A 23,319-nucleotide genomic window follows, 5' to 3' on the forward strand; every position below is an offset into this window, starting at 1 on the left:
TCTCCCCCTCTCTACTTCAAATCATTATCGAGAACTGCCCGAATATATTGTTCTGGATTCGCCAATGTATTAGTTGCATCTTGAATATATGGTGAAAGCAATTCCGCTCCGATTCCCATACCAACCACTAACATTGCAAGCAACACAAGCGGCAGTCCGAGCGCCTTCTTAAACGACACTTGGTCATCTTCACTGATCGTCGTTTCTCCCCAAAAGCTATTTAGGAAAATGCGAAGCAAAGAATACAGAACTCCAATACCGGATATGAACGCGACTGCCAACAACAGATAGGAACCTGTTTCAATCGCCCCTAAACCGATATACACCTTTCCAATAAAACCACTTAACGGCGGAATTCCTGCAACTGCTAACATCGTCAGGAAAAATAGCCAGCCCACCAGCGGATAATTCCGGATCAACCCGCTAATTTCATCGAACTTTGAGCGACCGGTCAAATGTACCACGGTACCCGCCAGTAAAAATAACAATGCTTTACTAGCCATATCGTGAACCAAATAATAACTGGCACCCTGAAATGCCGTAGTCGTCGAAATTGCAAGTCCTGTTAATACAAAGCCAACTGAAATGATGACATTATAGGAAACAATTTGTCGAATATCCCCGTAGGCAATGGCACCCAAACAACCACCGATCATCGTGACAACCGCTAATACGCCGATCATTTTAAAGACTAATGGATCGTGAATGAAAATTAGCGTAAACATCCGATATAACGCATAAATCCCAACCTTCGTAAGCAGAGCACCAAACAATGCAGCGACTGCTGTAGGAGGTGCAGCATACGACCCGGGGAGCCAGAAGTATAGGAGCAGTCCAGCTTTCAAACTGAATACTATTAAGAACACGATACTGATCAAAGTAAGCAATGGTCCTTGACCAGCTTCTGCGACACGAACCGCGATATGCGCCATATTCAAAGTACCGACCGTGCCATACAGATATGCAATGCCCAGCAAGAAGAACCAAGATGCCAGCACATTGATCAGCACATAAGTAATACCTTCCTTCAGTTGCATCTTGCGTCCGCCTAAGGTAAGAAGAACATATGATGCCAGCAGCATGACTTCAAAACAGACAAATAGATTAAACAAATCACCCGTCAGAAAAGATCCGTTAACACCCGCCACTAAAAATAGAAAGAATGGATAAAAAAACATCTTTTCCGTTTCTATACCTGTCGTCACGAATGCATAGAGCAATATTATGCTCGATACAACACAAGCTGCCAAAACAAGTAACATCGCAAATGAATCACCTACAAATAATATGCCATGTGGCGGTAACCAATCCCCAAAATCCAATCGCATAATACCTGTACGGCGGATATATTCCAAACAATAAGCCGCAACACCGGCTGACAGCACCATCGTCAATAGGCTCAGCACACGCTGAACCCTAATATACGGCCTGAAAAGCACTAGGATTACACCCATCAATACAGGCAGAATCATAGGCAACACTAGTAAATTATTCATCTTGGTGCCCTCGCAATTCAGGTCCTCGACCAGATTCCTGATAGACGCGGTATGCCAGCACTAATAAAAATGCCGTCACAGCGAAGCTAATGACAATCGCCGTTAAAATCAAAGCTTGCGGCAAAGCATCCGTATATTCTGCTGCTGTTTCATGAAGCAACGGCACATCCCCTTTCTTCAAACCGCCCATCGTTAGTAATAATAAATGAATGGCATGAGAAAGAATCGCCGTACCTAAAATAACTCGCAACATTTCTTTCGATAGAAGCAAATAAACACCGACCATCACCAACACACCAACCAGAAGGGTAATTAATGTTTCCATTACTCCACATCCTCACTGATTCCCAAAATAATCGTTACTACCACTCCAAGTACCGTCAGTGCGACGCCCGCTTCGAAAATTGTCATAGTTCCAAGTTCCGTCTCTCCGAAAACCGGTAGATCGAATTCTCTTGTCGACTGCGATAAAAAAGGAACACCAAACAATAAAGATAAAACGCCTGTCCCTACTGCCAATAAAACACCTAACGCAGCCACCCGCTTAAAATCGAATGGCGTGCCTCGGTGAACCGTCTCAATATCATATACAAGATAAAGCAAGACGAACGCAGAAGAGAGCACCAAACCGCCGATGAAGCCGCCACCTGGATTGTTGTGGCCAGATATAAACAGCTCCACGCCAAATGTTAAAATAATGAAGAATACAATTTTCGTTACGGTCTGCAGGATCACATCATTTTTCTTCAGGACGATCCACTCCCTTCTTGCGCCGCAGCTTCACTAACGAGAACACACCAAGTCCGGCGATAAACAGCACCAACACTTCCAGCATCGTATCAAACGCCCGGAAATCACCGAGGATGGTATTAACTACGTTCAGCCCTCCCGCAATGCGCGAAGCTGTTTCATAATAAATCGAGATAGTTGGATACAACGAATGACCTTGGACCAACAAAGCCACTACAGTGACAATGACTCCCGAAGCCGCTGCAATCAGCCCATTGCGCCATCTCATGGATACCGCTCTATGTTCCGCTCTCCACTCAGGTAAAAAGTAAAAGCACAGTAAGAACAACACAGTCGTAACTGTCTCCACAATAATTTGTGTCAAAGCCAAATCAGGTGCGCGGAATACGACAAATAAAATCGCTATGGAATACCCAAGCACACCGTTTAGAATTATGGCTGTAATTCGGGAGCGCGCAAACAAAACCGCCACGCTCGAACACATCATCACAAAAACGATGACGCCTTCATTCATTTCTATAGGTGCATCGTTTGAAAAATCAAAGACAAATTGCTGGAAACCAGCTAATCCGATTCCGATAAACGCAATGAAAATCAGCATGATATATGCGACATAATCACGCACAGAACCCGTCATATAGCCTCTCGTAACACGTGTCGCCACTCGTTCCATCCGTAAGAGTGTCCCATTATAGAAACGATCCAACGTCCATTGCAGAACTCCTAATCGATAGACGCCTTTCCAGTAACGTAAATAACGATAGAGCAAGGTTCCCGCTATGATTACACCAAGCGTCATAAAGACCGGAGCCTTCCATCCATGCCAAACATGGATCTCAGGAACCAAGCCTTCCATATTCCCAAGATGCGGATACACCGCAAGCATGGCAGGTCCCAAAATATACGTCCCCAAAATATTCGGAAAGAAGAAAATCAAAAGTACTAAACTGCCTAGCACAATTGGCGCCACCAACATTTGGATGGGTGCTTCATGAGCAGGGCGCTGGCCGGGGAACGGTTCTGGCACCTTTCCCAAAAAGGACTGAAACACAATAACCATACAATAGATGAAAGTAAAGACACTGCCGACCCATGCAACGATGGGAAAGAGCAGAGCAAGTGAATCCATCGTCAATAAGTTGGCATTTTTCAGTGACAGCATGGCCTCAAAAAATAGCTCTTTACTTAAGAAACCATTGAAAGGAGGCAATCCTGCCATGGAAAAACTCCCGATCAACGCAATCGTAAACGTGATCGGCATAATTGTCGCCAAACCACCCAACCGTCTAATATTACGCGTCCCAAGCTGATGGTCTAAAATTCCGACAACCATGAACAGCGATCCCTTAAAGGTCGAGTGATTGACCAAATGAAATAATGCAGCAAATGTAGCCGCTGTAAATAGCGCCACGTGCGAGCTTTCTGAAGAAGCAAATGCAAGTGAGCCAACGCCGAGCAGGCTCATGATCATACCGAGCTGACTCACCGTTGAAAAGGCCAATAACGCCTTCAAATCGGTCTGTTTCACAGCATTGACAGACCCCCATAGCATCGTCAACAGACCCACACATGAAACGATATAGAACCACACCGCATGACCCGCAAATACAGGTGTAAAGCGTGCAACGAGATAAATACCGGCTTTCACCATCGTGGCAGAATGCAAATACGCACTGACCGGAGTTGGTGCCTCCATGGCATCAGGCAGCCAAATATGGAAAGGAAACTGCGCGGATTTTGTAAACGCACCCAACAATACGAGCAGCATGGCAGGGATGAAAAGAGAATCTGCAGCGATGATATCGCGCATTCCGATCAATTCACGTAAACTAAATGTTCCGGTCATCGTGTATAGCATTAAAAACCCTGCCAGCATGAAAATACCGCCAGTCACGGTGATCAACATCGACTTTTTAGCACCATATCTTGATTGCTTACGGTGGAACCAGAATGCAATCAGCAAGAAAGAGGAAATACTTGTTAATTCCCAAAAAACATACAGAACGATCAGATTATCAGACAAAACTACTCCGAGCATCGCACCCATGAACAGTAGTAAATATGTATAAAAGCGGCCAATCGCTTCTCGTTCAGAAAGATAAAATATTGAATAGAAAACGACTAGACTACCAATCCCTGTAATCAACAAGGCAAAAATCATACTTAGCCCATCTAAATACGTCAAAAAATAGACATCCGCCGAAGGTATCCAAGGAAGGGAATATGTATAAGTTGCGCCATGTGAAAGCGAGGGAACTAAACGAAGAAGAAGTATGAATAATAGCAAGGGAACAATGATTACAAACCAACCGATTTTCCTACCGGTTAAAAATTTATGTACGAATGGCACCAAACATGCCGCGATAAATGGAATAAAAATTGCCAGCAAGACGGTAATCAACCTTACACCTCCTAAAAAATTCTAACGTAAACATCGACTAACCACCCAACTCCTCTTGACTGAACCCCATACGTTATGCATAATGGGACTCTAAGCAAAGAGTATATTGTCTACTCGAAAGTATACACTACTTTACAGGAATTCGCATAGAAAACGCAGTTGAAATGTTGTATGGTTGCTGAAGTATGCAACCAAATAGATAGGATGTATACAGTGGTAAACTAATTATTTTATCGAATATGAAGAGGTGAAGAGTCATTATGGGCAAAATGAAAAGCCGTATGGACGAGAGTATTCTCGTTTGTGTGTACTACGGTCCAAATGGTGAACGTCTCATTAAAAGAGGATATAAAATCGCAGCAATCATGGATTGTCCGCTGTACATCTTAACCGTCGATCCTGCACCACTGGATGACTTTGATGCGGAGAAATCGGAGTACATCGAACGCTGGCAAGAACTTGCTGAAGAGCTAGACGTGGAAGCGTTCATTATCCGAGACGATGAAACGCGACCCGCAGCCAAGGTCATTAAAGAAGTCGCACACCAATACGGCATCACACAAATCATCATCGGGCAAACAGCGCAAAGCCGTTGGGAAGAAATTACGAAAGGCTCCTTCATGAACGTACTGCTAAGAGAGATCCCATTCGTTGACTTCCATGTAGTCTCTGTAGATCGGGCGATCAAACATGAGGAGGAAGGGTCTTTTGAAAAAGGCGTGCGTGCCTACCTTGTTCAAGACGGTGATGGTTATCGCATTAATTTCACACTCTCCAAACGTGCACAATACGAAGGTATCTTCTTCAAAGAAATTGGAACAGATTTTAATAACGGCATTTTTAAATTCATGCAAAACAATAAAATTTGCCAAGTTCAAATTGAAGAGGACCAAGTGCTGGAAACGAGCAAGATTCAATGCAAAGTCTATGATTAATACTGACATCTGTGCATATCATTTTGAAAAAAAAGCAGCATCCCGACTTTCGGGATGCTGCTTCTTATCATTCAGAGAGCTCTTCTCCTACTATTTTCACTTCCATCTCCAGATCGATTCCAAATTTCTTTTTGACTTCTGCTCTCACCATTTCAATCGTCTGGATATAATCTGTTGCAGTTGCGTCTTTTTTATTAACGATAAACCCGGCATGTTTCGTAGAAACTTCTGCTCCGCCAAATCCTTTGCCTTGCAGCCCACTATCTTGAATCAATTTTCCTGCAAAATAGCCTGGCGGTCGCTTGAAAACACTGCCCGCCGAAGGATATTCAAGAGGCTGCTTAGATTCGCGCTGAAACGTAAGGTCTGCCACAGCCGCATCGATATCACATTGTACGCCAGGCGTCAATTGGAATTCAGCAGATAGTACATAGTAGCCTTTCGTTGTAATAATGCTTTTTCGATAACCAAGTTCCAGCTCTTCTTTGGATAGAATGAAGATCTTCCCCGTATCATCCATCAATGTAGCTTGTGTAATAATATCCTTGATCTCACCGCCGTATGCCCCGGCATTCATTGCCATTGCTCCGCCGATCGATCCTGGAATCCCACAAGCAAACTCCAAACCAGTCAAGCAAGCTTTTGCCGCTGCCTTGGATGCATCGATGATATGTGCCCCCGCTTCCGCGATTAGCGTACTTTCCTTAATCTGAATTTCATTAAGATTGGCCATGTACAGGACAATCCCACGAACACCGCCATCCCGTACAACCATATTCGATCCGTTACCCAATAATAAAATCGGAATGTTTTGTTCATATGCGTAGGTTACAACTGCTTGCACTTCTTCTATAGTTCCAGGTGCTACGACAACATCTGCTTTTCCACCTAGACGCGTTTTCGTGTATTTGTTTAGCGGTTCATCAAGCAATACCCAACCGTTCTTTATTTTCATTTGAAGGTCTTCAAACCAGCGATGTTTTGACATTCACATCCAGTCCTTTCACTTTACCTGTCTCCAAACAAGGAAACATTCTTATCACTCTATTAGTATGCTTCCAATCGGTCTTTTTGACAAGGTTTTTCATTTTGACTTTTATAGGCTTTTCCTTTACAGTTTACATAACTAAAGACCCACAAGGAGGAGAGTAAGTGAATAAATGGAAAGTTGATTCCACAGCATCCACTGTCGAATTTTCCGTTCCCCATATGATGGTATCGAGCGTGAAGGGTAAGTTTGAAGAGTTTTCAGGGGAAATCGAAGGAAATGCACTGGATTTGGCGAAGAGTTCTGTCCAGTTTCAAGTGGCTGTTCGTTCTATTCAGACAGACAATAAGGAGCGCGATGTGCATTTATGCTCACAAGACTTTTTTGACGCACAATCCTTTCCATATATGTCGTTTCTCTCTCGATCTATTTATCTAGAGAAGGATAATATGTATAGAATGACTGGAGATTTGACCATTAAACAGACTACGAAAAAGCTATTGTTTTGTGTTACACCTTTAGCGCCTGAAACATTTGATGCCCGCTATCTAGCTGAAGGCAAGATTAAGAGGAAAGAATTTGGCCTGACATGGAATAGGGCTATCGAAGCAGGCGGTGTCATGGTCGGCGATACAATTGATATTCAGCTGACCATTGCCGTAAAGAAAAAATGAAAATGCCTGAACAGATGAATACCAGTGCTCAGTCAGAAGCATTTGCTTTTTACTGAATTTAAACGAAGATCAAATTGCCCAGTCTACGCAATTTAGGGATTGAAGCGGAAGACGGTCGACTCCGGGAAAGCGTACCGTCTAGAGCGCAAATCCTCACGGATACCCCCCTGCCGCACTTACTCGGCGAAAACTTGACCAGCTGTATTCGTATAACTTTTGCTTCACTTAAAATGGAAATCTCGATAATAACAATGTGAAATATCTCCAGATCATCTCATCTGGTAAGGTAACTCAATAATCTCGTACATTTAAAGAAGCAACAGCCGAAATGCCATACGAGCATTCCGACTGCTGCTTTGCTATCCTTATTTACACATCACACGAGTCATCATCACACTGCCCCCCGCTATCTTTTCCTAGCATCTGCAGAGTTGGTTTGATTCCTTCCTCTTCTGCAATCTTTTCGAGCGCCTCCACAAATGCTTCGATCGGCTGAGCACCGGAAATTGCATACTTCCGATTGATGACAAAGAACGGTACACCCTGTACGCCAATCTGACGTGCTTCTTCGATATCAGCTTGCACTTCATCTGCAAAATCATTACTGTGGAGCATTGCTTTCGTCAGCTCTGCATCGAGACCCGCTTCTTGTGCGATCGATACGAGTACTTCCTCTGTGTCGATACGTTCACCTTCCACAAAGTGACCATGCAACAAACGCTCGGTCACTTGCTCTTCCGCCCCATGCTGTCCAGCAAATTTCGCTAGACGATGTGCATCCTGCGTATTGGAAGTCTTCATTTTTTCCACTTGATAATGAAGCCCCACCGTTTTTGCTTGCTCTTCAACATTTTTCATCATATTTTCTGCTTCAGTCCTGCTGATGTTATACTTGTTTGCCAACCCTTCAAGTTGCGATTGGTCAGATGCTACAGGTGTATTCGGATCCAGCTGATAGGCCTTGTACTGCACCTCTGCTTTCTCCTCTAGCCCTGCTTGCTTCAGTGCCTGCTCCAAACGTCTCTTTCCAATATAGCAAAACGGACAAACATAATCGGACCATACTTCAATTTTCATTTATTCCGCCACCTTTCTACTATCAATTTTAGATTCAATAAAATTTGGGTACAATATAAATGCTTGAACTATTTGAATATAAAAGGACGGGTGTAAAAATGAATGAGTCACTATGGCTGGCAACCGCATATCCAAACGAAGAATATCCTGTGGTAGAGGATAATCTATCATGCGAGGTTTTGATCATCGGCGGAGGTTTAAGTGGGATTGCAAATGCCTATTTCTTAGCGTCACAAGGTAAAGATGTCATTTTATTGGAGAAAAACAGCATTTTACACGGAGCGACCGGGAACTCAACTGGTAAACTAACTGCGCAACATGACTTGGTATATGCCGATTTGATTGAGCAATTTGACTTGGAAAGCGCAAAGCTTTATTTCAATGCGAACGAAAGTGCTCTGCAATTCGCTCGTTCCATTGCAGATGCAAATGAGCTGCAAACTGCACATTCCGCACTTTACTCACAAACTGCAAAAGGTACAGAACAATTAATGAGAGAGAAAAAAGCCTATGAGGAAATAGGAATTCCGTTCACATTAGCTGGCAAGGCAACCGATTTACCTTTTCAGACTACAAACACATTAATCATCGAGAACGAAGCTCAAATACATCCAGTTCGTTTTGGACAAAAGTTAGCACAGCTTGCAACCAAGGCTGGTGCTCGATTATTTGAACATGCACAAGTTGCGGCACTCGATACAGACCGCCATTTCGTTAAGCTTTCTTCTTCCACAGAAATTCGTTACCGTCAGCTGATCATCTGTTCGCATTATCCGATTGAGGCACTTGAAGGTATGCAAATTCTCAAATTAGACGTCGATCGTTCTTATATAGCAGCGGCAAAAACAACCACCCCTTTCGCCCATCAATATATCGCCGTTGATAATCCGAAACGCTCAATACGCACAACAACCATTGACGGTCAATCGTATTTATTACTGGCGGCAGAATCTCATCATGCGGGGGCAGAAAAAGAAACGCAGATCCATTATGACCGCATTACAGAGGACCTAAAAACGAACTTGCAACATTCGGACATCATCTACAAATGGTCTGCGCAAGATCCGTCTACGCCAGATCTAGTGCCCTACGCCGGAGCTATTTCAGATGCATCGCCTGATGTCTTTATTAGTACTGGCTATCGAAAATGGGGGCTCTCCAACTCCATGGCCAGCGCTCAAATCATCTCGGACGCAATTGTCGGGCGACACAATCCTGCCAGCGAACTATACTCTCCTCGACGCACGGATTTTGGCGCATTATTCAGCAGGGCTCTTTTATTGACAGGGCGCACAGTGAAGGAATTTGCAGGCGGTCATATCGCACGCACGGACTCGCCTATTTGCACACATATGGGTTGCCGTACTCGCTGGAATAAAGGCGACCAAACATGGGATTGCCCTTGTCACGGCTCTCGTTTCCGTGCAGATGGTTCAGTACTCGAAGGTCCTGCCACTCAGCCTCTTGATTTAAGTTAAAAAAGACTGTCATGGAAACCGGATGAATTTCCGATTTCTAGACAGTCTTTTCATTAGGATAACGCTTCAGTTAATACTGGTACAATCTGTTTTTTTCGTGACACGATGCCTTTTAGCAATGCGGAGTTATTATCGAACGATACATTAAACGCGGAGCCTGCACGTTCTGCTTCTTTACCTAATGCAATGATGACAGAATCACTGTTAATGATATCCGTTACGACAAACAAGAATAAATCCAAGTTCTTTTGCTCAATCACTTGAAGAAGCAATTTTTCCAACTCTGCTTGACGCCCAAGAATATCTTGAAGGTCGACTGCATTCACTTGAGCAATCTCCATTTTGATATCGCCGAATGAAAATTCTTTTGCATCCAAGCTAACTAATTCTTGAATAGGCGTCGCACTCAAATCTGCACCGGCTTTTAGCATGGCTAGACCATACTCAGCAGCATTGATCTCGGCAATGGCAGCCAATTCATTAGCCGCTGCCTGATCTTGCTCTGTAAAAGTTGGTGATTTGAATAACAATGAATCAGAAACAATTGCCGATAGCATGAGTCCTGCGATTTCTTTCGGTATCTTGACTCCATGTTCCTTGAATAATTTGTTCAAAATTGTTGCCGTACAACCAACCGGCTCAGCCCGATAATATAGCGGATCATTTGTCTGGAAGTTTGCGATTCGGTGATGGTCAATGACTTCCAACACTTGTACTTCGTCCAAATCGTCTACACTCTGCTGCTTTTCATTGTGATCGACCAAGATAACTTGCGATACTTCAGGCGATGCCTTTTCGATTAAACGAGGGGCTTCAAAACCAAATGTTTCAAGAGCATACGCAGTTTCTTTTGAAATATTTCCTAAACGCACTGCTTCTGCATCTACTCCCAATTGCTGCTTCAAGTACGCATATGAAATAGCAGATGCTATTGAATCTGTATCTGGGTTTTTATGCCCGATGACTAACACTTTTGACATTGTTAAATCCTCCTAATTCACTCTGTTTACTAATTTTATTTTACCACACTATTTAAGTTTGAGTAGTGGGAAATAATAAAGCATGAATTTCATCTTTATTATGAACGAAGTCTGCTATTGTATAACGATCCAGCACAGCAAAATAGGCTTGTAATGCTTCATACAATACACCTTTCAGATGACAGGCCGATGATAGAACACACATATTTTTATTTGGATCAAAGCATTCAACCAAATGAAAATCATCCTCGGTTTTACGGACAAGTTCTCCGACATTGATATCTTTAGGGTCTGTACAAAGGCGAATTCCTCCTCCGCGACCACGAATCGTTTCAATCAGCTGCAGCTTTCCCAATTCATGGACAATTTTTGTGAGGTGATTTTTAGAGATTTGATAAGCATCCGATATTTCCTGCACAGTGGAAAGTTCATCAGGTTGCTTGGACGCTAGAAAAATCAGAACACGCAGCGAATAATCAGTGTACATAGTTAAACGCATAATATCACCACTTTCTGTTCTTTTTCCATTATAGCATTTTCATTCAAAAATTCCTTATTTACCGCAGCGAGTTAGATGAATAATAATGTTGATCCATTTAGGGTTTAAACTTATCAGAACCGGCTATCATTAAAAGATAGCTTTTTTAGTGTATGGCGGTTTATTGAATGAACTGTGTCCACTTTTTGTATTCTGTTTAAACATGTATTTTATATATAGCTTTTAAACAAAAAGTGTTTTATGATGGGTTTATCAAATACGGAAAGGTTGTGCATTACCATGTTAGATCAAAAAACAATCGATATTATTAAATCAACAGTACCAGTACTGGAGCAACACGGTAAAACGATTACAACAGTTTTCTACAGAAATATGTTTGAAGCACACCCAGAGTTACTCGACATTTTCAATCATGCAAACCAATCACAGGGACGTCAGCAAACGGCACTAGCTAATACAGTGTACGCAGCAGCTCAACACATTGACGACCTAGGAGCAATTCTTCCAGCAGTCGTGCAAATCGCACACAAGCATGTATCTTTAGGGATCTTGCCTGAGCATTATCCAATTGTAGGGGAGTATTTATTAGGTGCAATCAAAGAAGTACTAGGTGATGCAGCAACTCCTGAAATCATCGACGCATGGGCAGCAGCTTACGGAGTGATTGCAGATGCATTCATCGGATTGGAAGCAAAAATGTATGATGACAACGAATCTGCCGATGGCGGCTGGAGAGAATTCAAGGATTTCGAGATTGTCGATAAAGTAGAAGAAAGTGATGTTATCACTTCCTTTTATTTAAAACCAGTTGACGGCAAAAAGTTACCGTACTACTTGCCAGGACAATATATTACAATTCGCACTTCAATCCCAGGTGTGAAAAATGTCGTTAATCGTCAATATAGCTTGTCGCAAAAATCCAATGATGAGACATTCCGCATTTCCGTCAAACGTGAAGATTCACTGCAACCGAATGGCGTTGTTTCTTGCTACTTGCATAACGAAGCAGCCGTTGGCGATATCATCGAGGTAAGCGTACCTGCAGGAGACTTCTATCTAGAGCCGACAAAGACAACACCTGTAACATTGATCAGCGGCGGTGTAGGAATCACACCAATGAAAGCAATGTATCAAACAATTGCAGACGTGTCTCCTGAACGTGAAGTCGCATTCTTGCACTCCGCCCGTACACGCAGCCAACAAGCATTTGCTACTAAATTAGAGCAGTTGAACGCAAAATTACCGAACTCCAGCTACAAAGCCCTTTATTCAGAAGAGGGAGACGGCATGTTCACACGCGAATTCTTGCAGGAAAATGTCATCGAAGGCAGCGATGTCTATGTCTGTGGACCTACTGGTTTCATGGAATTCGTTATCCAACAGCTTTATGCAATCGGCGTACCAGAAGAAAAAGTACACTTCGAATTCTTCGGACCTGCTGTACAACTTGATTTAGCAACTGTTTGACCATACTAACAAACCCCGCGAATTTGATTCGCGGGGTCTTTCTTTGGCTTTTAGTTCATTTCTAACTGTGTTTCGCTTTATAATTTCTTAGGCATACGGATTGAAGCAAAAATCAGTGCAGCCACTAAAAAAAGTCCTAAATAGCCGACAAGCGGGTAAAAATTGCTGACCAAGTTCGTAAAACCGAAGAAGCTCAGCCCATAGCCGATTACTAATGAAACAGCTACGAAAACTTTAAACGTCTTCGTACCAGATTCAATGAATCTCGCACCAAATGCATAGAACATACTGACTGCCGTATTGAAGATCATGCCGTACAGCACAAGCGCCATAAATATCGCGAATATAGGTGAAATAGAATTGATAATCGCAAGCATTGGCAATTCTGTTCCCGCCACGTCATCTACCTTCGAGAATATTGCCAAGTGACTCAATAAAATCAAGATACCGAGACCAAGGCCCCCAACAAAACCGCCCCAAGCAGCTGTCTTCTCATTTTTTTCCGCGCCTCCCATCACAATGGACATAGATGCGCCCACTGCAATATTGAACGACACATAGTTGATTGCCGAAACAAACCAATTTGGTAATGTCGTCGGCACCGCTTTAGCTACAGGATCCAGAACCGCAAATGTTGTATCCATAGTCCATACACTATAGATCGATACGCCAACAACTGTGATGATCAGAAATGGTGTAATACTGCCAATCACCGCAACCACTTTGTCGACATTCAATAAGATTGTTAAAAATACGAGCACAATCATCAGCAAACTGCCGACATAAGAAGGCAACCCAAATTGCTGATGTAAATTAGCTCCGGCGCCAGCCAGCATAACCACTCCAACGCCGAACAGTGTAAAGATAATAATGCCATCCACCACGACGCCTAAGTAACGCCCGCTAATTTTATAAATGACATCCTTGTGAGAATTCGTCTGCATCCGACTGCCAAGACGCGTCAATACCATCCCCAAATAAGCAAATAATACAGTACAGACGATAGCACCCAGGATCCCCCAGAATCCAAAACTCGTAAAATACGTCATAATTTCATTCCCGGAAGCAAAACCAGCCCCGACAATTATGCCGATGAAGGCACTTCCCATCTTTAATATGTCTCTCATAATTTCCCCTATTCTTCTCTGTCACGACAAGGCCGCGAGATGATCTTTACCCCCACTTCATTTCCTGTATTTCGAAACAAAAGGGTTGTCTTTTTCATAAAACCGCCAAGGATAATGGACAGCCTCACCTGAGTTTCCAATACCTACGCGCGGACCAGCTTCCACTTCATTTTGCGACAATCCTTCTGAAATATAAAGCGGTTTCTGTGCCCAATGATGACCGTAGTAGTCCATCGTGACCCCAAGTGCTTTTGAGAGCTTACCCGGACCATTTGTCAGATCGGTCATTTTCTTAATGTGATTCCCACGGTTTTCTTGCATATGAACCAAACCTTCTACAGGCTCGCCTGCTCTCAGCAAAACGGCATGCGGAATTCCTACCTTTGCACCCACGACATTCATCAGCACGTGGGTGTGCATCTGGTATGTATACACCGATCCCGCTTCTCCAAACATAATTTCTGTGCGCTTTGTTCGACGATTACCGAAGCTATGAGCCGCACGATCTTCGGGTCCGTGGTACGCTTCAGTCTCTACGATTCTAACAACCAGCAAGCCGTCCGAACGCTCATGAACAATATGCTTTCCGACTAAGTTGCGTGCAAGTTCTAAGACAGGAGCTTCAAAAAAAGACGGATCGATCGGTTCATACATTGTAATCTTCTCCTTTCCACATATCAGGCCAAACCTTGACCCGCTGCGAACTCACGATAGAGGTCATGTGATTCCAATAATTCTTCATGCCGTCCTCGCCCCGTAATCTTGCCGCTCTCTAAAAACAACAGTTGATCGGCATGCAAAACCGTCGCCAAACGGTGCGCAATAATCAATGTCGTTCGGCCATTCATCAAATGCTGTAATGCCTCCTGCACATGAGTTTCGGACCCGCTGTCTAAGTTGGAAGTAGCTTCATCCAATAACAAGATTTCCGGGTTATGCAATAATGCACGGGCTATGGCAATCCGTTGGCGCTGGCCTCCTGACAGTTTCATACCGCGTTCCCCGACCAATGTCTCGAATTGATCCGGCATCTCTTCGATAAACGTGTAGGCATTGGCCGCCTTTGCTGCTTCGATAATCTTATCAATAGAGGGTCGCCGCTCTAAACCATAAGCAATATTATCTAGAATAGTGCCGCTCAATAATGGACTTTCTTGTGAAACATAACCAATTCGTCCACGCCACTCTGCTAGTGGTATGTCCTTTATAGGCACCGCGCCAAGTAAGATTTCTCCTGAATTCGGTAGATAGAAGCGTTCGACTAATGAAAAGATTGTTGTTTTCCCGCCACCGCTTGGGCCTACGAATGCAGTGACCGTCCCTCTACCCGCTGTAAATGAAATACCATTCACTACGTGTTTATCCGGATCATAAGAAAAGTGCACATCTGAAAACGTTAGTGCCCCTTCTGATTGCGGTGAAAATTTGCCCATTGCCGGCTCAGACTTCATTTGTAGAATTCCCTGGATACGCTCTGTCGCTCCGACTGCTTTTTGAAACGAGGTAAAGAACTGTGCCATTTGGGCAAACGGCATGATGATTTGAAACAGTAAGAAAATAATGGCTACTAACGTTCCTGCAGACAAAGCACCTCTTGCAACTTGTGCTCCGCCGTAACCAAGGATCACTACTAAGATCCCCATCATCGTCAGCATCATGATGGGTGAGATGACGGCTTGAATCTTCGCTTCCTTTAACCCATACCGGAATAACGATTGAATTGCCGTCTTCCCTTTCCCTCCTTCTGTCGGCTCTGCCCGATACGCCTTTACTAACCGGATATCACCGAGCACACGACCTAAGTGCCCCGAAAACTTCGCCATTTCAGCTTGTGTCGCCTTCGCTACTTTATGCATTAACCGTCCTAATGGGATTAATATGACCATACTGACTGGCACACTAATCAGCATAATGATGGTCATTTTCCAATCCAGCACCAACAAAATGACAATGGCTCCGATAATGGAAATCATGCCGGAAATGAAAGATACTAGATGTTCAGACACTAACGATTTGAGCACAGTTGTATCTTGTGTAATCCGGCTCATCGTCTCCCCGGTTTCATTCTGATCGAAATATGGGATCGGCAAACGCAGAACCTTCTGCCATAATTGATTGCGTAGATCTGCCACTACCGTTTCTCCAATATAAGCAAGCATATAGTAGGAAAAGCCACCAGCAATTGCTTGGACAACGAATAAACCCAGCAAGAATACGCCTGTTTTCCAGTTCATCAGTTCGCTCGTGAAAGAGTCCACCAAATCTTTGGTGATCAAGGGAACGACCAACCCTGCTACTGTCTCGATAAGTGATAAAAGCAAGGCAAAGGCTGTAACTGCAACAGGCCAATGTAATGTCTTGATTAAACTTATGAAATTTTTCAATGATCCGGTTGCTTTTGCTTGATTGTTCATCACTCGCCTCTTTTCTATCTTATTCCAATGCGTTGTAATTTAGCCCTTGGATATATTCCCCAATGCGCAACCAATCCTCTTCTAAATCAGGTCGAAGGGACGGACGATAAAAGATGGATGCCGGGTGAAATGTCGGTAGAATGGTATACGAATGGTCTGTCCAGCTATAGTGCGTCTCATCCAATGATTTCAGATACTGAACAGGCTGTGTCAATAGCTGACCGTGAAGTGTTGTTATTTTGGCATGCTTTCCGAGCAATCGTTGTAAACCAATATTACCAAGCGTAACGATGAGCTTCGGCTTAAGATTTGCCACTTCATAATCCAATACCGGTGCATGGGCAAGTTGTTCCTTTTGCGTTGGCGGACGATTGTATTTACGTTTCGTCAAGCTGCCGTCACGTTCTTTCTTCGTTCCCCATTTATAAGGTCTACTGCGGAATGAACTTGTCATATAAACATCTTCTCGCGAAAGTCCTATCGAGGCAAGAGATTTCATCAGTTCGTCACCTGCTCTGCCGATGAATGGCACGCCATGTACGGCCTCATGTTCTCCAGGCGCTTCTCCGACCAGCAAGAGGGTCGGTGATTCAGGACCTTCACCTCGTACAAACCCTTCCACCTGAAAACCTTCACTGCGTTCAAGTGCAGTCTGTGCTATATCATCCGGAATACGAAACATCCTATCAACTCCCTTGTCACAATTATAGAGGTTCTTAGGCAGAATCAAAAATATTTACCATTGAAAAAGCCGCCCCCATTTATGTTAAATGGAAACGACTTAACCTATACTATGCTAACTCCGTTTGTTTTGTTTCTGTTCCGAGTAATACAACAGATAATACCCCCACCAGGATGGCGGCACAGAAGATACCGAATATGATACCGAACCCATAGCCTGCCGTCAGCAACGAACCGACAAGCAACGGACCGAAAATACCGCCAACTCGGCCAACAGCTGCTGCAACGCCTGATCCCGTTGCCCGTATTGCGGTTGGATATTGCTCAGGTGAATAAGCATACAATGCTCCCCACGCGCCTAAATTAAAGAACGATAAAAATGCGCCTGCAATCATTAATGTCGTTAGCGTATCCGCATTACCAAAAGCCAGCGCGCTAAGTGCCGTGCCGAATAAATATGTGGCCAAGACAAACTTTCGTCCAGCTCGTTCGATCAGCCAGGCAGCGCTGAAGTAGCCAGGAAGCTGGGCCAGTGTCATAAGCAAAACATATCCAAAGCTTTTGATTAAACTAAAACCTTTTAATACCATGACGCTCGGTAGCCATAGGAACATTCCGTAATAGGAAAAGACAACAGCAAACCAAACGATCCAAAGCATAACGGTGCGCTTTCTATATGCCGGAGCCAACAATAGCTTCAGTTTTTGTCCAGTAGACTGTTCTGTTCTTCCTTCTTTTATAAACCTCTTTGAATCCGGCAAATTCCGTCGTAAATAAATTGCATAAAATGCCGGTAATGCTGTTATGATCAATGCAATCCGCCAACCATAACTCGGGATGACAAAGTACGCGATCAGCGCTGCAATCAGCCAACCTGCCGCCCAGAAACTTTCAAGCAATACGACAACACGCCCGCGCTCTTTCGCTGAAACACTTTCCGATACTAGCGTAGACGCAACAGGAAGCTCACCGCCTAATCCTGCTCCCACTAAAAAACGCAGAATCAGAAACGCCCATAAAGAGGTGGTTAAGGCGGATAATCCGCTAGCGACTGAAAATAAGATGAGCGTGATCATGAACACCTGTTTTCTCCCAATACGATCCGCAAGCAATCCAAAACCAAACGCTCCAACAGCCATACCGATTGAATTGATACTTCCGATCCAACCCATCTCTGAAGACGTCAGCTGCCAATCAACAGCGAGCGCTGCAATGATAAATGACAGGATGCCGACATCCATTGCATCAAACATCCACCCGGTACCCGCGATGCCAAGCAATTTATTACGTGAGATTTCCTTCGTTTTCACTAGTGCTCTACCTTTCTATTGTACAATCTTTAGGTGTCTTTACATATGTAATTATAGCACTTTATGAGGTAATTTGACTAGCGTAGTTTTACTTAAGAAAGAAGTATGAGCTAAGGTGGGTAATTTATGAGCGCAATTCAGCCTTTTATGTTCATCGCACGCAAAATTCATTACACCACTCCATAGAAAAACCCCGAAGGACTAAGTCCTTCGGGGTGGCATTTCTCTTTATAGTGCAGATTCGACTTCTTTGATCATTTCTTTAAATGATTGTAGCCCGCCGCCAGATAAGTACCAATATTCACCGTTTAGGTAAATCATTTTATCGTTTTTGAATGCGTTTGTTTTCTTCACTAGGTCGTTTTCAATGGAATCTTTTGCACTTCCATCGCCGATAGCTGCATCACGGTCGATGATGAATAGGATATCAGGGTTTGTTTCCAAGATATATTCAAACGTGATATTTTGTCCATGTGTAGATACTTCGATACCTTCATCTGCTGGTTTAAAACCGAACACATCGTGGATGATTCCAAAACGTGAGCTAGGACCATAAGCACTTACTTTACCTTCTGTTCCAAGGATGATCAATGCGTTGCTATCTAATTCTGCTGTTTTTGCTTTGATTCCTTCAATACTTGCGTCCACATCGTTCAACTCAGTTTTCATTTCATCTTCTTTATCGAAGATCGTTGCAATAGTTTCCATGTTTTCTTTAAACGAATCCATATAACGTGATGTATCTACACCCGTGAATATTGTCGGTGCGATTTCTGTAAACTGATCATACAAGTCCGATTGACGTCCAGAAATGAAGATGACATCTGGCTTTAATGCATGAATTGCTTCGAAATCCGGCTCTTTTAAGCTTCCTAAGTTTTCATACTTCTCATCTTCATATTTAGAAAGATATCCAGGTACGTTTGTTTGTGGTAAGCCTGCTACTTCCACTCCCAGTTCGTCTAGTGTATCCAATGTTCCGAAGTCAAAAACTACTACTTTTTCAGGGTTCTTTCCAAGAGTTGTTTCACCAAGTTCGTGTTTAATTGTTACTTCTTTGCTTTCTTCAGCTGGCTTATCTTCAGGAGCTGCGTTGTCAGCCGGCTTATCTTCTTCTTTCGTGCTGCCACAAGCAGCTAGTGCAAGCATTAAAACTAATGCAAACAGGGATAATGTAAGTTTTTTCATTGGTTTAAGTTCCTCACTTTTTTAAGAGTTAAAATAGACGCAAATACGGCAATTTTTCATTTGTTGTATCGGAATATCCATATCATAGATTTCCCGTAATGACTCCGAATTGATAATATCGTTCGTCGGACCATCCTTGACGATCCTGCCTTCTTTTAATGCCACGATCCGATCGGAATAGACTGAAGCAAAGTTGATATCATGCAGTACAATTACGACAGTTTTTCCAAGATCATCAACCAGCTGACGTAAAATCTTCATGATTTGTACGGAATGTTTCATATCTAAGTTATTGAGTGGTTCATCCAATAAAATATAATCCGTATCTTGAGCGATTGTCATGGCAATGAAAGCACGCTGACGCTGGCCGCCTGACAATTCATCTAAATACGCTTCCTGCATATCCATCAAGCCCATATACTCCAATGCCTGATCTACCATCCGTTCATCCTCTTCGTGAAGACGGCCCTTACAGTGCGGGAAACGGCCGAATCCGACGAGTTCGCGGATGGTCAACTTGACATTCATGAAGTTCGATTGCTTCAAAATGGCTACACGTTTAGCAAAATCATTAGACTTCATATCTTTCACTTTACTTTTATCGAGCAGTACTTCACCGGTATCTGCATCCATTAATCGGCTTACCATCGACAGAAGAGTAGATTTACCAGCCCCGTTCGGTCCAATGAATGACGTGATTTTACCACGGTGTATATTCACATTGACCTTTTCGACGACTGCTTTTCTTCCATAAAACTTAGTTAGCTCACGAACCTGAATCATGAGGATCGACTCTCCTTTAATAGTAAATAGATAAAGTACACGCCACCGACAAAGTTAATGATCACGCTCAATGTAGTTGAGAAAGAGAAGACACGTTCCACGATCCATTGCCCACCGACCAGTGCTATCACACTCATAACAGATGCTCCTGCAATTAAGACAGAGTGTTTGAATGTGTTGAAGAATTGATACGATAGATTGGCCACAATGAGTCCAAAGAAAGTAATAGGACCGACCAACGCAGTCGATACGGCAATTAAGACAGCCGACAAAATCAGCATCAGCTTGACTACCGACTGATAGGATACACCTAAGTTAATGGCAGTATCACGACCTAATGACAGAACATCTAATTCATTGATATAGCGCCAACCAATAATTAGCGTAAGTATCAATATTCCAAATGCCCACCAAACTAGATCGCCGTTAATATTGTTGAAACTCGCAAACATTTTATCTTGCACTCGCATGAATTCATTCGGATCAATCATAACTTGCAGGAATGTCGAAATACTTCCAAAGAATGTACCGACGATGATGCCCACTAACAATAAGAAGTAAATAGGACGATTTCCCTTACCGAATAGAAAGTGATAAAGTGCTAAGGCAAACAAGACCATAGCCCCAACTGACAGCATAAAGTTGAACTGCTGATTAATCAGCACAAAATGGGTAGATCCAAAAAAGAATACAAGAACGGTCTGCAATAAGACATAAAGAGAGTCTAGCCCCATAATGCTTGGCGTCAAAATCCGGTTATGCGTAATCGTCTGGAAAATGACTGTAGAATACGCGACCGCAACGCCTGTCAGAATCATCGCAATGACTTTGATTGCCCTTCGAGGAAGTGCATAATCATAGCTGCCGTTCAAACCTTGAAATAAATACAATCCACAAAACAATAGTGCAAATGCAGTCAAAATCAATAGTTTCGTTGAATTACGCATACGCTTTCCCCCTAAACAACAGGTAGAGGAAAATTCCGCTTCCGATGACACCGACCATTAAGCTGATCGAAATCTCGTATGGGAAAATGATGACTCTTCCTAAAATGTCGCAAACGAGAAGAAAAATTGCCCCAAGCAATGCAGTATGCGGTAAAGTTTTCTGCAGATGGTCACCTTTGAAAATCGATACGATATTCGGGATGATCAATCCGAGAAACGGTATCATACCGACCGTCAACACAACTGTTGTCGTAATAAGTGCAACTAAAATCAAGCCGATATTGACGATTCGTTTATACGCCAACCCTAAGTTTTTAGAAAAATCCTCACCCATTCCAGCCACCGTAAAACGATTCGCATATAAATATGTAATGATTAAGACAGGTATGCTAATATACAAAAGCTCATAGCGTCCCTTCATGATCATTGAAAAGTCACCTTGCAACCAAGCCGACATATTCTGGATTACGTTTGCCTTGAATGCAAAGAATGTAGTGATAGAAGAGAGGATGTTCCCAAACATCAAACCGACAAGCGGAATGAAAATGGCATCTTTAAATTTAATACGGTCCAATATCTGCATAAATAAAAATGTACCTAGTAGCGCGAAGGCAAAGGAAACTGCCATCTTTTCAAATAATGTTGCATTTGTAAACATCAGCATGGACACTAGTATTCCAAGTCGTGTCGCATCCAGTGTTCCTGCTGTCGTAGGTGAGACGAACTTATTACGGCTTAACTGCTGCATAATCAGCCCGGCAATACTCATCCCCGCTCCAGCCAGCAAAATAGCTACTAACCGTGGCACTCGACTAATTAAAAAAATTTCTGTTTCTTCTGAGCGTAAATCCAATAAATCCGCTGGTGAAATTCGAATGGCTCCCACGAACAGCGAAAGAAATGACAATAGAATTACGGCTGTAATTAAATAACGTTTCTTCATGAAGAACTCCGATATCGAATATTTGAGCTTTCTCACTTAAATGAAAATGATTATCATTCGCTCACTACTTACATTAAACAATTTTGAAGATGATGTCAATACCTAATTGAAAATCATTATCAACAGATTGTGTCATTGAGCCGGAGGAATTGAATTGTAGCCAGCACCATGCAATACACCGTGATCGATACATGAAAAAGCTGCCTTCTATAATAGAAGACAGCTTTTCGTTTTGCTTATTGTTGTTGTTCCATTGCTTCGTTAATATCTACCGCACCGTCAATGACTTCTTTCGGCACTTTGATTTCATCGATTTCATTGATTTTCGAAATATCACCTTTTATTTTTTGCGCTACTTTCACTTGTTGGCCCTGTTCTTCCATTGTCAACACCATGTCCATGTCAAGATTCTTCGTGTAGAAGGTTTTCTTATCAATTGTGAATTCAAGGTCGATACTCTCAATCTCCATCTGAGAAATCATATCCAACTGGGCTTCGTCCATTCCTGCCGGCATATTTTCTTTCATCAAATCTTTCATCAGCCCGCTGAATTTTTCGCCCGATCCCTTCAAACGAAGTACATATTCATCATCTGTTTGCTCAAATTTGAAATCGTCGGCAAACTGCTCATAGAGTGAGTAATCTACTTGCGTATTTGCTGAACCTGCTACTTGGCCTGCTACTTCTTCATACATCTCGTTCGGAAGCTTCATCCAATCTCCTGACTCAGGATCCTTCATGAAGAACCCATCCTGCGTCATATACAGATCCATTGCCATTTCTTCGCCAGCCATTTCCATATTCATCGTTTGACGCATTGCAAGTGGTTCAAGAATCATATCCATGTCAATTGTAGAATTTACGACTTGCTCTTCTTCACCCATTTGCATGTTTTGTGTAATTTCCATATCGGCATGCATACTTTGCATTGTTTCACTTGCGGCATTTGCCTTCTCCATTACTTCTTCGATGGTGAGGTCACTTTTCTCTATAACTTTATCTTCCTTGCCGGTTTCTGAATCTTCTTTTGGTGTAGCCGTTTGCCCACAAGCACTTAACACTAATGCCAACACACTGGCAGCTAAGATCATTATCCACTTTTTCATTTGTCCATCTCTCCTCTTATATAATGACTTCACTTAGTTGTACGGTAGGAAAATAAAAAAGGTTCAAAAAAATGC

General features: G+C 42.9%; 22 protein-coding genes. 4 read left to right on the plus strand and 18 right to left on the minus strand.

The genetic code is table 11. The features are described from left to right. Positions 1-11 precede the first annotated feature (11 nt). Genes H7J92_RS07305 through H7J92_RS07320 form a run of 4 tightly spaced genes read right to left on the minus strand, consistent with a single transcriptional unit; the run spans position 12 to position 4,647 of the window. Positions 12-1,496, minus strand: a complete 1,485-nt coding sequence (locus H7J92_RS07305) for a Na+/H+ antiporter subunit D (RefSeq protein ID WP_221836236.1) — start codon at positions 1,494-1,496, stop codon at positions 12-14. Then, a complete protein-coding gene (locus tag H7J92_RS07310) occupies positions 1,489-1,821 on the minus strand; it encodes a Na(+)/H(+) antiporter subunit C (protein ID WP_009498902.1) in 333 nt (110 codons plus the stop codon). Before H7J92_RS07310 ends, H7J92_RS07305 begins: the two co-directional genes overlap by 8 nt. After that, a complete protein-coding gene (locus tag H7J92_RS07315) occupies positions 1,821-2,246 on the minus strand; it encodes a Na(+)/H(+) antiporter subunit B (protein WP_078818274.1) in 426 nt (141 codons plus the stop codon). The genes H7J92_RS07310 and H7J92_RS07315 overlap by 1 nt, the downstream gene beginning before the upstream one ends. Beyond that, on the minus strand, positions 2,233-4,647 hold the full coding sequence (locus H7J92_RS07320) for a Na+/H+ antiporter subunit A (RefSeq protein ID WP_221836238.1): 2,415 nt from the start codon (positions 4,645-4,647) through the stop codon (positions 2,233-2,235). Before H7J92_RS07320 ends, H7J92_RS07315 begins: the two co-directional genes overlap by 14 nt. A 260-nt stretch (positions 4,648-4,907) precedes the next feature. On the opposite strand from H7J92_RS07320, the gene H7J92_RS07325 reads away from it, so the two are divergent. Continuing rightward, positions 4,908-5,582, plus strand: coding sequence for a universal stress protein (locus tag H7J92_RS07325; RefSeq protein WP_078818275.1), 675 nt, complete (start codon positions 4,908-4,910; stop codon positions 5,580-5,582). 67 nt (positions 5,583-5,649) lie between these two features. Here H7J92_RS07325 and murB read toward each other — a convergent pair whose 3' ends face one another. Then, the gene (murB, locus tag H7J92_RS07330) at positions 5,650-6,570 is read right to left on the minus strand and encodes a UDP-N-acetylmuramate dehydrogenase (protein ID WP_009498906.1); all 921 of its coding nucleotides are present in this window, start codon (positions 6,568-6,570) and stop codon (positions 5,650-5,652) included. Positions 6,571-6,734: 164 nt separating this feature from the next. Between murB and H7J92_RS07335 the strand changes: the two genes are divergently transcribed. After that, a complete protein-coding gene (locus H7J92_RS07335) occupies positions 6,735-7,244 on the plus strand; it encodes a YceI family protein (protein ID WP_221836240.1) in 510 nt (169 codons plus the stop codon). A 369-nt stretch (positions 7,245-7,613) separates the two neighbouring features. Here H7J92_RS07335 and H7J92_RS07340 read toward each other — a convergent pair whose 3' ends face one another. Further along, positions 7,614-8,321, minus strand: a complete 708-nt coding sequence (locus H7J92_RS07340; RefSeq protein WP_221836242.1) for a DsbA family oxidoreductase — start codon at positions 8,319-8,321, stop codon at positions 7,614-7,616. Positions 8,322-8,419: 98 nt separating this feature from the next. Between H7J92_RS07340 and H7J92_RS07345 the strand changes: the two genes are divergently transcribed. Further along, complete coding sequence (locus H7J92_RS07345) at positions 8,420-9,799, plus strand: FAD-dependent oxidoreductase (RefSeq protein ID WP_221836244.1); 1,380 nt, start codon at positions 8,420-8,422, stop codon at positions 9,797-9,799. Positions 9,800-9,852: 53 nt separating this feature from the next. Here the strand turns inward: H7J92_RS07345 and H7J92_RS07350 are convergent, their stop codons facing one another. Beyond that, a complete protein-coding gene (locus H7J92_RS07350) occupies positions 9,853-10,779 on the minus strand; it encodes a manganese-dependent inorganic pyrophosphatase (protein ID WP_078818277.1) in 927 nt (308 codons plus the stop codon). Positions 10,780-10,831: 52 nt separating this feature from the next. Beyond that, on the minus strand, positions 10,832-11,278 hold the full coding sequence (locus H7J92_RS07355) for an RrF2 family transcriptional regulator (protein ID WP_221836246.1): 447 nt from the start codon (positions 11,276-11,278) through the stop codon (positions 10,832-10,834). Between the two features lie 243 nt (positions 11,279-11,521). Here H7J92_RS07355 and hmpA point away from each other — a divergent pair, with 243 nt between their 5' ends. Then, entirely contained in the window at positions 11,522-12,745 is a 1,224-nt protein-coding gene (gene hmpA, locus H7J92_RS07360) for an NO-inducible flavohemoprotein (protein WP_340760629.1), read from the plus strand. Positions 12,746-12,822: 77 nt separating this feature from the next. Here hmpA and H7J92_RS07365 read toward each other — a convergent pair whose 3' ends face one another. The 10 genes from H7J92_RS07365 to H7J92_RS07410 form a co-directional block, all read right to left on the minus strand. Then, positions 12,823-13,872, minus strand: coding sequence for a YkvI family membrane protein (locus H7J92_RS07365; RefSeq protein WP_078818280.1), 1,050 nt, complete (start codon positions 13,870-13,872; stop codon positions 12,823-12,825). A gap of 57 nt (positions 13,873-13,929) precedes the next feature. Beyond that, on the minus strand, positions 13,930-14,526 hold the full coding sequence (locus H7J92_RS07370) for a DNA-3-methyladenine glycosylase (RefSeq protein WP_221836249.1): 597 nt from the start codon (positions 14,524-14,526) through the stop codon (positions 13,930-13,932). 23 nt (positions 14,527-14,549) lie between these two features. After that, positions 14,550-16,286: an ABC transporter ATP-binding protein gene (locus tag H7J92_RS07375; protein WP_221836251.1), complete on the minus strand. Its 1,737-nt coding sequence runs from the start codon at positions 16,284-16,286 to the stop codon at positions 14,550-14,552. A gap of 19 nt (positions 16,287-16,305) precedes the next feature. Continuing rightward, positions 16,306-16,968, minus strand: coding sequence for a uracil-DNA glycosylase (locus H7J92_RS07380; RefSeq protein WP_221836254.1), 663 nt, complete (start codon positions 16,966-16,968; stop codon positions 16,306-16,308). A 109-nt stretch (positions 16,969-17,077) separates the two neighbouring features. After that, a complete protein-coding gene (locus H7J92_RS07385) occupies positions 17,078-18,220 on the minus strand; it encodes an MFS transporter (protein WP_081464546.1) in 1,143 nt (380 codons plus the stop codon). A gap of 285 nt (positions 18,221-18,505) precedes the next feature. After that, positions 18,506-19,465 carry a siderophore ABC transporter substrate-binding protein gene (locus tag H7J92_RS07390; RefSeq protein WP_221836256.1) on the minus strand — a complete coding sequence of 320 codons (960 nt, stop codon included), beginning with the start codon at positions 19,463-19,465 and terminating at the stop codon, positions 18,506-18,508. Between the two features lie 21 nt (positions 19,466-19,486). Further along, positions 19,487-20,248: an iron ABC transporter ATP-binding protein gene (locus H7J92_RS07395; RefSeq protein WP_009498920.1), complete on the minus strand. Its 762-nt coding sequence runs from the start codon at positions 20,246-20,248 to the stop codon at positions 19,487-19,489. Then, positions 20,245-21,195, minus strand: a complete 951-nt coding sequence (locus H7J92_RS07400) for an iron chelate uptake ABC transporter family permease subunit (protein ID WP_009498921.1) — start codon at positions 21,193-21,195, stop codon at positions 20,245-20,247. The genes H7J92_RS07395 and H7J92_RS07400 overlap by 4 nt, the downstream gene beginning before the upstream one ends. Continuing rightward, positions 21,188-22,138 carry an ABC transporter permease gene (locus tag H7J92_RS07405; protein ID WP_078818286.1) on the minus strand — a complete coding sequence of 317 codons (951 nt, stop codon included), beginning with the start codon at positions 22,136-22,138 and terminating at the stop codon, positions 21,188-21,190. The genes H7J92_RS07400 and H7J92_RS07405 overlap by 8 nt, the downstream gene beginning before the upstream one ends. Positions 22,139-22,374: 236 nt before the next feature. Continuing rightward, on the minus strand, positions 22,375-23,244 hold the full coding sequence (locus tag H7J92_RS07410; RefSeq protein WP_221836259.1) for a DUF6612 family protein: 870 nt from the start codon (positions 23,242-23,244) through the stop codon (positions 22,375-22,377). Positions 23,245-23,319 lie beyond the last annotated feature (75 nt).

Source organism: Sporosarcina aquimarina (genome assembly GCF_019748715.1).
Taxonomy (GTDB): domain Bacteria; phylum Bacillota; class Bacilli; order Bacillales_A; family Planococcaceae; genus Sporosarcina; species Sporosarcina newyorkensis.